Genomic DNA, 10,819 nt, shown 5'->3' with positions numbered 1-10,819 from the left:
AGAGCGTCGTCAAGTCGTGGTCCATCCGCTTCAGCGCCAAGCCCTGAAGATCGGGTATGTCACCTGCGATGTGAAACGATAAGATCTGCCGCTGACCGTCCTCAGACACTTTGGAGCGATAGGCAAAACCGCTCAGGATCACGCAGCATTGGGTGCTAACGTCTCCCTCGCGAACGATCGGCGCATCTTCCGGCAAGTTCTTCACCGGCGCGATGATGGACCGGAGGGCTTCAACATCTTCATCGGTTAGCTCAGAGTGTTGCCGCAACTTGCGGATCATCATCTCGATCGGCATCCGAAGTTCCTTTCGTGCCTTCGAGATGAAAGCTGTCCGGTTCCAGCTCGATCCTATACTTGCACCGGGCGCAAAAGTAGAAAAATATCTGCATAGAACAGCAGAACAGCCGGTAAGTCGTCTGGAATGCCGCGGTATTATTTTCACATCCGTCACGGGGAGCGGAATTTCCCCGACGAAATTGGCGAGGATCTTCCCGACAAAGACGCCGCCTGGAGAGAAGCGACGATCACTGCCGGTAAAGTTCTTGCAGACCTGGATGGTACGTTGAAGCCAGGTCAAGAATGGCGAATGGAAGTAACCGACGAGGCGGGAAATCTAATTGGCGTTCTCCGCTTGTTGGCTGAAAGGTACTAGGGCGTGCACTCATAAAGCCCGATGTCCGTTTAGCCCTCAACATCGGCGCGGAAGCAGACGTTGCACGAGGTCCGAGATTGGCACAGAATCAGGAGCGGCGCGCCGCGACACTTTGGCGGGCGTGAAGCGCCGTTCTCCAATGGAGATCAAAAATGATCTTCATATTATTTGCCGTAGCCATTGCCGCCGTATTTTTTGTCGGCTCGCTCATAGCGCTACGTTTGGGTCAGCACCTCGGCTTGCGGCATCGCAAGCGGAGCGGCGGCGAGGGCATCGGAGGGTTAGCGACCGTTGAGGGCGCGATATTCGGCTTGCTGGGTCTACTGCTGGCATTCACGATTTCTGGTGCGCTGCAACGCTTCGATGATCGCCGACAGTTGGTCATTCAGGAAGCGACTGCGGCCACCACGGCATATGACCGACTAAGCCTTTTCGGCGGAGACGAGGCGCGCGGGCTCCAGAGCAGCCTCAAAGAATACGTCCGCGCCCGGGTCGATCTCTATCAAATGGCGCATGATTTCTTGCTGGTCCAGCGGGCGGAAGATTTCTCGGACCAGCAAGAAAAGAAGCTGCTTGAACTCAAGAACCAGTTATGGGACGGGGCGGTGGCGGCTTGCCCGCAACCGAACTACCGTCCTGCATGCGCCTTGTCGCTCCCAGCGCTGAATAGCCTCTTCGAGGTTGCACGTCTGCGTGCAGGTGCCGCCGAAAAACATCCGCCGCAGATCATCTACTTTTTGCTGTTTGGCCTTGGTCTGGGGTGCTCACTGCTCGCCGGATTCGGTATGGCCGCGAGCGCAGGGCGCAGCTGGATACACATGGTCCTCTTTGCAGGAACCCTGACCGTCGCGCTCTACACGGTGACCGATTTAGAATATCCACGCCTCGGCCTCATTCGGATCGAGGCTTTCGATCATTTCCTCGCCGACGCTTACGAACAGATGCGATGACGACTTTCTGGCAAGAAGCAAAGGCCATCAGCCCAGCGCGCGATGTCTCTCGGCTTTGTAACGGGCCCGGCGTGGTCATGCGGCGCCGCTTCGGCCTTCGGGCCGGCGCCGATTAATTCGAAAACAGTGCGATCACAAACGCCAGATCAGCAAGCAATACCGCAGAGAACAAGCCAGCTCTGTAGGTGAAGTCAGTGTCTCCGCCCCGGTCCCAGCGAGACCTCAAATCAATAAACGCCCTTTGCCATCGCATCCGCGCGACAGCGAATGTCACTGACACGTCCGCCCTCCGGCGGCTTTGATGCGTGAAATCGCTCATACCCGCCCTCTGAGCCAACGAAAATAGGCCCACGTTCAGTGGTTGGCCAGCGACATTTGCACTACCTGAGGGCGTGGAAGAGGCAGCGCCTTTGACCTATTGGCATTCTATTCAAAAAGGTTTCGGTCTCATGGGCATACTGGCAAATATAGCAAGAGCGGCCCAATTCGTATTGGGTCTCACGGCTTGTGGGTCAGCATCGCCATCTGCGCAGCCGTTGACCATTTGGCAATGTTGCGGGTCACAGAACTGGCAATGCTCTAAAAGAGGCTTCTGCTAAACCCCCAAGAGCCGACGTTTACGCGTTTATGATGGGGTGGACGCCCCGCCGAAGGCATCGATGTGCCAAAGTGGAGGTGTTGAGCACCACTTAAGGGAGGCGTCCGTGTCAGAGGTTATCACAATTGGTCTGGATATCGCCAAGCACGTTTTTCACGCGCACGGCGCGGATGGGCGGGGTGGCGCGGTATTCAGCAAAAAAAATCAGCCGAGGAAAACTGCTGGATTTCTTCGCAGCCCAGCCGAGGTGCACCGTAGCGCTGGAGGCATGTGGTGGAGCTCACCACTGGGCCCGTCAGCTTACCCAGCTTGGCCATGAAGTGCGGCTGATCCCGCCCGCCTATGTAAAACCGTTCGCGAAGCGGCAGAAGAACGATGTGATCGATACCGAGGCGATCTGCGAAGCGGCGCAGCGGCCGAGCATGCGGTTCGTGGCCGTGAAGAGCGAACAGCAACAGGCGGCGGCCTGGTGTTTCGGACCCGCGACCTGTTAGTGCGGCAGCGAACCCAGCTCATCAACGCGATTCGAGGACACCTCACGGAATATGGTTGGATCGCGCCCAAAGGCCCGTCGCATGTGGCGATGCTTGCCGACCTTATCGAGGAAGACGAGATGGCCAGCTCGCTTCCCGAAGCGGCCCACGCCATGAACGTCGCATCCCCATGAGCATGCCAAGCTGGCGACGACGCCAGCGCCGGTCGATCCTAACGCGATCGCGTATGTGCAGGGGCGGCTGCGCGAGCTCGGCTATTACGACGTCGGCCAGGTCGACGGCGAGCCATCGCCGCAGGGGCGGACGGACGGAATGATCCTGGCCTGCCGCAACGCGCGCGGCCTGCCGCTGACGTCCGCGATCGACGACCAGCTGATCGGCGCGAAGGGCTGGGCCGGCAAGATCTTCGGCAGCTCGACCGGCCTCGGCGGCGCCGGCGTGCTCGCCTGGCTCACGGACCGCACGACGCAGGTCTCAGCCGCAAGGGACGCGGTCGGCGTTCTCGGCCTCACGCCTGGCGCGATCCAGGCGATCGCGATTGGGGTCGCCGCCCTGGTCGTCGTCGCCAGCGTCGGCGTCCCGGTCTGGTTCGTCGCCGACCAGCTCGAGCGGCGCCGCCTGGCTGACTATCGCGCGGGGAAACACGCATGTGCTGGATCGTCGCAATCGTCATGCGCCTGGCCGGCGTCGCCGGCGTCAGCCTCTCGCCCTTTGCTGCTGGCGCGCTGTTCGCCGGCGGCCTGGCCGTCGTCGCGGGCGGCGCTGCGATCGCCGGCGGCGCGCATCTCTACAACGCCGGCTTTAGCTCGGCGGATGCCATGTGCGAGGCGGCACAGGTTGCTTTAATACCCCCGCCGGGTCTGGGACCGACGGGGGTTGGGAAAGATGCTGCGAGGCGAGATATCTCCCGGTGTCGCTCCAAGGACCCATCCGCGTCACAGCGTGATGGAGCATCCTTCTCAAGGAGATCTGTTGAGCAATCGGCCGTCGACCGGTCCGATGGCGAAGGAAGTGAGCGGGCTTCGTGTGCTCCTACGTGAACTCGCCGATGCACTTCGGAACGTCCGTCTGCGAATTCGCGCTCCATGAACACGCGACTGGTCGCCGCAGTCGACGGCCGAGCTGCCCATCAAATTGAAGCGTCTGTCCTAAAAAAGACGCCGCCGGTCTCAGAAATACGCGCCCGGCGGCGTTCATTCAAAACCTGGGCCCTGAAATTTCCCAAGCGCGAGCAAACGTCAGTACCTTTGCCCGAGTTTCTATTTTCTTCATCGCGAGGATTACTCAAGCGCAAAAAAAAAACGACGGCCCCAGCGCCCGGGAGCGCTGAGGCCGTGAAAGTGTCCGCTTCCATAACGAAGTGGCGAATTAACTTCTGGAATTGCCAATTGTTCCCGAAGCCGCCGGGCCGCACATCCATCCGGATTACCCCTTCAGACGATTAAACCTTTGTCCGCTCTGCGCGTACTTATGCCCGTCAGGATTTTGCATTCCGTCCTGGGGCTAGAGCAAACGCCGCTCGCATGTATTTTAAGCGGGCGGCGTTCGTGCTTTCGCAGCCCGCAACAGCAAAAGGCCCCGACGGGGGCTAGCGCGTCAGGGCCTCTTCGCGACCGCCCGATCAGAACCCTGCCTGCGATCGCTATTCAATGTATTCGAGAAAACGCGAGCCGTCCTCGGGCATCCCGGGTTACCTATGTTTGACAAGTGTCCTAATTTTGACGACCGCGCAGGAACGAGTGACGATGTCCTGCGTAGTTTGGATGCTCCCGGTAATCAGGTCCCCCCAACCGCGCCCGGGAGCCATAATGGCGACCCCGGCCTGCGCCCCTGCCGGGGTCGTTCTCGTGTCGAGTAAAAAACTGGCGGCATGCGGGGTGCGACGCGCCGATCGTCGGGACTATTGCTGGCCGGGCAGGGCGCGCCGGCGCCGCCGCAGGTGCAGGCATGTGGGCTGGTCCTGGGCTGGTCCTGGTGGGTTTCGCAGACCCAGCCAGTGTCCTTGCAGCAGACGCATCTCGCATCTTGGCTGCTCCATCGCATCCTGCCATCCTGGATCGGTTCAAACGCCCGCGCGTGCTCCATGATCCTGCGGGCGGCTTTCTCGGGGTCGGAGTAGGGACGGTTGCTAACAGATTTCATTCAGTCCAAGCGGGTAATGGGCTGGCGGCGCTCGACGGCTTGCAGATCTACTTGACGAGCTGTTTCCAAGATCCTTTGCCAAGGCACTCGTCCTCGGTTCTAAACCCAAGTCCATCGATCGGCCGCACTCCTCGCATTTCCAAGCCTTGGCTACAGCCGACCAATCACCACTTCGTGTCCGCAACTGAGGGTGAAAAGCATTTTGTTAAGCATGCTGATCGTCATTTTATTCTCTCGCCTTTCGCTCGAAGCGATTGCTGTAAACGGACACCCGTTCGGCACATTGGCCCGCAGGTACCGAGAAGTAGGAATGGCCCCGGCAACCTTGGGGGGGCCTGCGGAGGCCGAGATGCAGGGGCCAAGCGCCAGTCCCGCATCGGATTGGCACAGTCAGCATCATTCAGGATTCAATAGCTTGCAAGTGGATACGCGGCTGCCCCGGGCACGGCCAGAAGCGTCACCAGCTAACTTCACAATGGCCGTTCTTGAGTGAGATGTCGTTTGAGCGCGTTGAGGCTGACCGTGGTGATAGCCTCGTCCAGGAGATCGAGGCGAGTTTTGAAGATCGACATCAGGTCCAGAATGTCTTGCCGGTTGGAGACCAGTGGCCTGCGCGCGGCCGCGGTGTAGATCGACCGAAGGCTCTGAAGCGCAGTCAGGTTGCCTTGAGTGATGTAGCCATCCACCAAGTTGACGAAAGCGGAGCTGTACTCGACCGCCGCCGTTCTACCTCGCTCCTCGATCATTCTTGAAGCCCCGCGTTGGCGCGCCCCCGCCGGTAGGGTTGCATTCTTTCGATATGCGTCTCCCAGATCAAGGGTCTTAGTTGTTTCATCGTGGTGCAGCTTAAGTGGACTTGGCAGCGGACCTATCGCTCTCAGGCCACCATGGCGAGGGCGGCTTCATGGTGGAAGCCCGGGCCCGGCTTCGGGCCGTGCTCGCGCTCATAGCGGGCGGTGTAGACCTCGATCTCAGCCATCACTCTTCCTCAGAGCGTCCGAAGCGTCCTTTAGCCGCGTCCTGGGTATGGTGCCAGAGCTCAATGCTCTTGGCATCGAGGCCGGCGCATCGATAGTGGTCATTGTCACGATCGATATTGTCGCTCTTCGGACCGCGATAGGCGTCATGGATAACGAGCGAGGACTCGTGTGCGCCGTAGTAGGGGCGGGCCTTCAATTGCAATGCAGCCCGGTGTTCGCAGCTTCCCGATCTTTCCGGGTTCGAGCTGCTGCGCAGGATCCGCAAGGACGATCCGGACGCCCGCATCATTATGTTCAGCATGAATGACGATCCCGCATTCGTGGTGCGCGCCGTGGAGATGGGCGCGCAGGTAGCCACTCCGCGTTTGCTTCGAACGATGGATGTGGGACAAATCAGTTCGTTCCTAAGATCGGGAAAAACGGCAATGTTCGCGCGTGGCTATGGCGGTGCGAGGCGCTGCCCTAAAGCACGATGGCTACGGTGTGCAGGTGGCCGCGGGCCACAAGGGGCGCGCCCGAACTAGCATTAGCGTGTACGTCGCTTTGACGCGGCTTTCTTGCGCGAGAGACTTACACTTGCGTTGATGTCGCTACCCACCCAGACGTTTTTGCTCCTGAAGCCCGGCGCGTCGCTCGCAATGGGAGCCGACTGAGCTGCCGGTCGGTTTTCGACTCGGGACTTCGAATGGAGAGCTCGCTTATGCCAGTCCGAAGCGAGCCGATGAAAATCGTGCCCTATCGTCCGAAACCGCTTTATCCGCTCCAGCGCCAACCGATGCCGCGCTCGACCAATAAGATAGATCCGCGTCCTGATCACGGCGAGACCACCTACCAAGGCTCCGGCCGCCTGAATGGAAAGCTGGCCAATATTACCGGCGGGGATAGCGGCACCGGTAGGGCGGTGGCCATTGCCTCGCCCGCGAAGGTGCCGACATCCTGATCGCCGATCTCGACGAGAGCGACGATGGCAAGTCGGTCGCAGCGCTTATCGATTGTCAGCGCAGTCAGCATTGGCTCCAGCCGTTTTGGTGGTGTGGACCCGCAGTTTATCTCCGGGCAGACCTGGGCTCGAGGACCGCTTTAGCGGGGGGAGCTTCGCGCTTCCATGAGGATGATGCGATCGGTTTTCGATCACTGCGATGGCCGATCGAAGTTTTGACGATCCGCCATGCGCGCGTTCGGGCGAAAACGAACGCTTCCCAGAGCTTGGCGAACCAGGGAATCGTCAGCAGCTTCGGCTTTACGATGACGAAGAGCCGCTCGATCACCAGAAGACTGAACGCGTAGCAAGCGATGATCATCGCCGTACCGGTGATCCAGTGACCCTTGCCAGCGACGGCCACGGCGGCGACCTTCAGCAGCTCGACTGTGGCGGCCGGCACCCCCAAAAGGAGCAACGATGGATAGGGTCCAAGACTTTCTATAATCCGTCTCAGGCTCATGCGAGAGGCCTCCATGGAAGGTTAACCGCAGCAACAAGTTTACGTTCCGGAGAAGGAACATCGGGTCTTTCCGTGGGCAGCGAGCGGCTGAACCCCTGCGGCCATGGCTCGACGGCTCGGCGCGAAATGAGCGCAGTGCTTCATTCGCGCATTTGCACGGCCGCTGTACCCCACAGTTTACTATCATTCCTCAAAAAGATCCGATCGCCAAAGGCAATGTTCGCTATCCAGGGCCGGAAGCAATTGCTTCCTCCGCCAGCACGACGTGCCGGTTGCTTCCCTTACTTGGCCGGACGGATGACGTGCCGCCATCATCGTTGTAGTCTTCGCGCTTGATGCGACCGAGTTCCGCGTCGCGGCACCGGTGTGCAGGGCTGCTTCGACTAACGAAAGTCCCGAGGACGGGCATCAACGAGGCGACGGATTCAGTCGGAGTGAGGGAGCGAACAACCGCCTCGTCAAGCGCGCGAACATGACCGGCCGCGGCAGAATCTGACGCCGCGCCTTCGACGTCTACTCTCCGGTGTGTGACGAGCACCTGTTCAAGATGCCGGCGCGACGATTGACCATCCGCATAGGAGGCATCGGACATCCCTCGACAGGCACTGGACGTTCCTAATGAAGTTGGATGAGACTTCGCTGCGCGAACTCGAGCATAACGACGACGTGGTCCAAGTAGTAGTGGTAGTAGTCGGGCAGCACCGGCACCTTGGCCACGTGAACCCTCTTCGAAGTGAGATCCTGATCGCTCTTTCGTTGTTCGGGCTCTGGCAAGTCTTCCTTGGCGTTCAGGATCCTGTGGGCCGATCTTTCAGGAACGGAGGGCGATCTTTGGGGTTATTAAATGGCTAGGGTTGTGCCCGCTCGCATAAAGGGCGCTGGGCAATCAACATTGCCCCTAAAGCGAGCTTCCCTTCAAGGTCCTGACCGGGAATGGCTGCTCTGGAAAGGATCTTAATGGAAAGCCTAGATCGCTTCGCGGCGGTACAGACGAACGAAGGCCGCTACCGACTTCTAATTGAGGCGATCACCGACTATGCGATTTACATGCTGGATCGCGAGGGGCATGTAACCAGCTGGAACCCAGGCGCCAAGCGCTTCAAGGGCTACGAAGCTGAAGAGATCATCGGACACCATTTCTCTACTTTCTACACGGACGCAGAGCGGGCGCAGAACGTGCCCGGCTTGGCGCTGGAAGAGGCGGCCCGCAGCGGCCGCTTCGAGCGCGAGGGCTGGCGAGTGCGTAAGGACGGTAGTCAGTTCTGGGCCCATGTCGTAATCGACGCGATCCGCTCACCCGAAGGCGAACTCGTCGGTTTCGCCAAGATCACCCGGGACTTGACCGAGCGAAGGGCGGCTGAGGCTAAATTACGAGAAAGCGAGGAGCAGTTCCGGCTGCTGGTGCAGGGCGTGACGGACTACGCCATCTTCATGCTCGATGTGAACGGTCACGTGGCGAGCTGGAATGCTGGCGCCCAGCGCATCAAAGGTTATGCCCCCGAGGAGATCATTGGTCGTCACTTTTCCAACTTTTACACGGAAGCGGATCGCATTGCGGGCCTTCCGCGCACCGGGCTGGAAACTGCAATTCGGGAGGGACGTTGGGAGCACGAAGGCCAAAGGCTACGCAAGGACGGTACGGCGTTCTGGGCGCACGTCGTGATCGACGCGATCCGGGATGAAGACGGCAAGCTCATCGGCTTCGCCAAGGTGACGCGGGATATTACTGAACGTCGCGAGGCCGAGGCCGCCCTTCAGAACGCGCAAGCGACGATGATCCGTTCTCAGAAACTGGAGGCGATCGGGCAGCTCACCGGTGGCGTAGCTCATGACTTCAACAATCTGCTGCAGGTGATCAGCGGAAATCTGCAATTGCTCAGTAAAGATATCGCCGGCAATCCCCGGGCCGAGATGCGGGTTCAGAACGCGCTCGCAAGCGTCGCGCGCGGGTCAAAGCTTGCTTCGCAGCTGCTTGCGTTTGCAAGGCGCCAGCCCCTGGAGCCGAGGGTGGTGAACGTCGGCCGTCTGATTAAGGGCATGGACGAACTACTGCGCCGCGCGCTCGGTGGAGAGATAGAGATCGAGACGATGGTTGCCGGCGGACTGTGGAACAGTCTGATCGATCCGGATCAACTTGAAAACGCCATCCTCAACCTCGCGATTAACGCCCGCGACGCCATGAATGGCGAAGGCCGGCTGACCCTCGAGGCAAGCAACGCCTTTTTCGATGACGAATATGCCCGCAAGCACGACGAGGTCGCGCCCGGCCAATACGTGATGATCGCGGTGACGGACACCGGGACCGGCATGCCGCCCGAGTTGCTGGACCGGGTCTTTGAGCCGTTCTTCACGACCAAGGCCGAGGACAAGGGAACGGGCCTCGGGCTTGCCATGGTCTATGGGTTCCTCAAGCAATCGGGTGGGCACGTCAAAATCTATAGTGAGGTTGGTGCCGGAACCACGGTGAAGTTGTACTTCCCTCGAGAGGTGGCGAGCGAGGACACTCTGGTCGTTGCTCCCCCCGGTGAAGTAAAAGGTGGGCAGGAAACTATCCTCGTGGTTGAGGACGACGACGAGGTACGCGAGGTCGCCGAGTCCATGCTCACGGAGCTTGGTTACCGCGTGGTCAGAGCGAAGGATGCGGCGGCCGCGCTCGCCATCGTCGACAGCGGCATGCCAATTGATCTGATCTTCACCGACGTGATGATGCCTGGCGCGATGCGCAGTCCCGAGTTGGCGCGGAAAGCCAAGGATCGGTTACCTAGCGTCGCCGTCCTCTTCACGTCCGGCTACACACAGAACGCCATTGTTCACGGCGGACGGCTCGATCCGGGGGTAGAGCTCCTGCCGAAGCCCTACACGCGCGAGGCACTCGCACGAAAGATCAGGCATGTGTTGGCCAATCATGCCCAAAGGCGCATCATGCCTCAAGGGTCACATCAGTCGAAGAACAATGACGTTCTCAAGGGCGCGATGGTATTGCTCGTCGAAGACGACCATTTCATCCGCTCCATGACGACAGAGATGCTAGGGGATCTCGGATGCAATGTGAGAGAGGCCAGCACGGCCCAGGAGGCTCACAAGATACTGAATGAGTGTCTCGTAGACATCCTTCTCACGGATGTTGGCCTGCCGGGGATCTCTGGCCTGCAACTCGCGAGGGACGCCCGCGCGCTTCGGGCCAATCTCCGCCTGGTTCTCGCGACGGGTGACGGTGGCCTCAGATCCGAAGCCGCGCAATTGGGCGCGGCACTGCTCGTGAAGCCCTACTCCCCTGACGCGTTGCGCGGAGCTTTGGCAACAGTGCTGGAAGGTAGGAGTGTCTCTCCTCGATAGTGCTGGTGGGCGCTCGATTGTTTCGACACCGGCACGTCCTGCTCTAACCTTATTCTTCCTCAGCTGGCCCTGCGGGATTGGGCCGTTCAGCTGGGCACAAACGCGAACATTCGTGCAGTCTGCGCCTATAGGGCATCTTCCCCTGGCGCGTGTTATTTTTTTTCGAGGAGCAGAATATTTGTTGCATCAAAGCTCATACTAAAATCTCGAGGCGATCTTGACGTC

7 protein-coding genes and 3 pseudogenes are annotated in these 10,819 nt (G+C 59.8%); 7 read left to right on the top strand and 3 right to left on the bottom strand.

Going from position 1 to position 10,819, the window contains the following annotated elements:
• On the bottom strand, positions 1–295 hold a 295-nt coding region (locus AC066Y_RS29310; RefSeq protein WP_478276894.1), incomplete at its 3' end, for a cyclic nucleotide-binding domain-containing protein.
• A 126-nt stretch (positions 296–421) separates the two neighbouring features.
• Between AC066Y_RS29310 and AC066Y_RS29305 the strand changes: the two genes are divergently transcribed.
• From AC066Y_RS29305 to AC066Y_RS29290, 4 genes and pseudogenes are all read left to right on the top strand, one after another.
• Entirely contained in the window at positions 422–652 is a 231-nt protein-coding gene (locus AC066Y_RS29305) for a DUF6894 family protein (protein ID WP_478276893.1), read from the top strand.
• Positions 653–804: 152 nt separating this feature from the next.
• The gene (locus tag AC066Y_RS29300) at positions 805–1,602 is read left to right on the top strand and encodes a bestrophin-like domain (RefSeq protein ID WP_478276892.1); all 798 of its coding nucleotides are present in this window, start codon (positions 805–807) and stop codon (positions 1,600–1,602) included.
• Between the two features lie 704 nt (positions 1,603–2,306).
• A pseudogene (locus AC066Y_RS29295) lies at positions 2,307–2,828 on the top strand (IS110 family RNA-guided transposase); the annotation flags it as partial.
• A 94-nt stretch (positions 2,829–2,922) separates the two neighbouring features.
• The gene (locus AC066Y_RS29290; RefSeq protein ID WP_478276891.1) at positions 2,923–3,540 is read left to right on the top strand and encodes a hypothetical protein; all 618 of its coding nucleotides are present in this window, start codon (positions 2,923–2,925) and stop codon (positions 3,538–3,540) included.
• A 1,766-nt stretch (positions 3,541–5,306) separates the two neighbouring features.
• On the opposite strand, the gene AC066Y_RS29285 is transcribed toward AC066Y_RS29290, so the two are convergent.
• Positions 5,307–5,582 carry a hypothetical protein gene (locus AC066Y_RS29285; RefSeq protein WP_478276890.1) on the bottom strand — a complete coding sequence of 92 codons (276 nt, stop codon included), beginning with the start codon at positions 5,580–5,582 and terminating at the stop codon, positions 5,307–5,309.
• A gap of 455 nt (positions 5,583–6,037) precedes the next feature.
• Here AC066Y_RS29285 and AC066Y_RS29280 point away from each other — a divergent pair.
• Together AC066Y_RS29280 and AC066Y_RS29275 are read left to right on the top strand one after the other, a co-directional pair.
• Positions 6,038–6,166 (top strand): annotated as a pseudogene (locus tag AC066Y_RS29280) (response regulator); the annotation flags it as partial.
• Positions 6,167–6,537: 371 nt separating this feature from the next.
• Positions 6,538–6,809, top strand: a pseudogene (locus AC066Y_RS29275) (NAD(P)-dependent oxidoreductase); the annotation flags it as partial.
• A 53-nt stretch (positions 6,810–6,862) separates the two neighbouring features.
• Here the strand turns inward: AC066Y_RS29275 and AC066Y_RS29270 are convergent.
• Positions 6,863–7,258: a hypothetical protein gene (locus tag AC066Y_RS29270; protein WP_478276905.1), complete on the bottom strand. Its 396-nt coding sequence runs from the start codon at positions 7,256–7,258 to the stop codon at positions 6,863–6,865.
• 957 nt (positions 7,259–8,215) lie between these two features.
• Between AC066Y_RS29270 and AC066Y_RS29265 the strand changes: the two genes are divergently transcribed.
• Complete coding sequence (locus AC066Y_RS29265) at positions 8,216–10,594, top strand: hybrid sensor histidine kinase/response regulator (protein WP_478276903.1); 2,379 nt, start codon at positions 8,216–8,218, stop codon at positions 10,592–10,594.
• Positions 10,595–10,819: the final 225 nt, after the last annotated feature.

The sequence above is a fragment of the Bradyrhizobium sp. USDA3010 genome (genome assembly GCF_056429065.1).
Note: the sequence above shows the minus strand (reverse complement) of the source record. Positions and strands in the feature narration are given on the sequence as shown.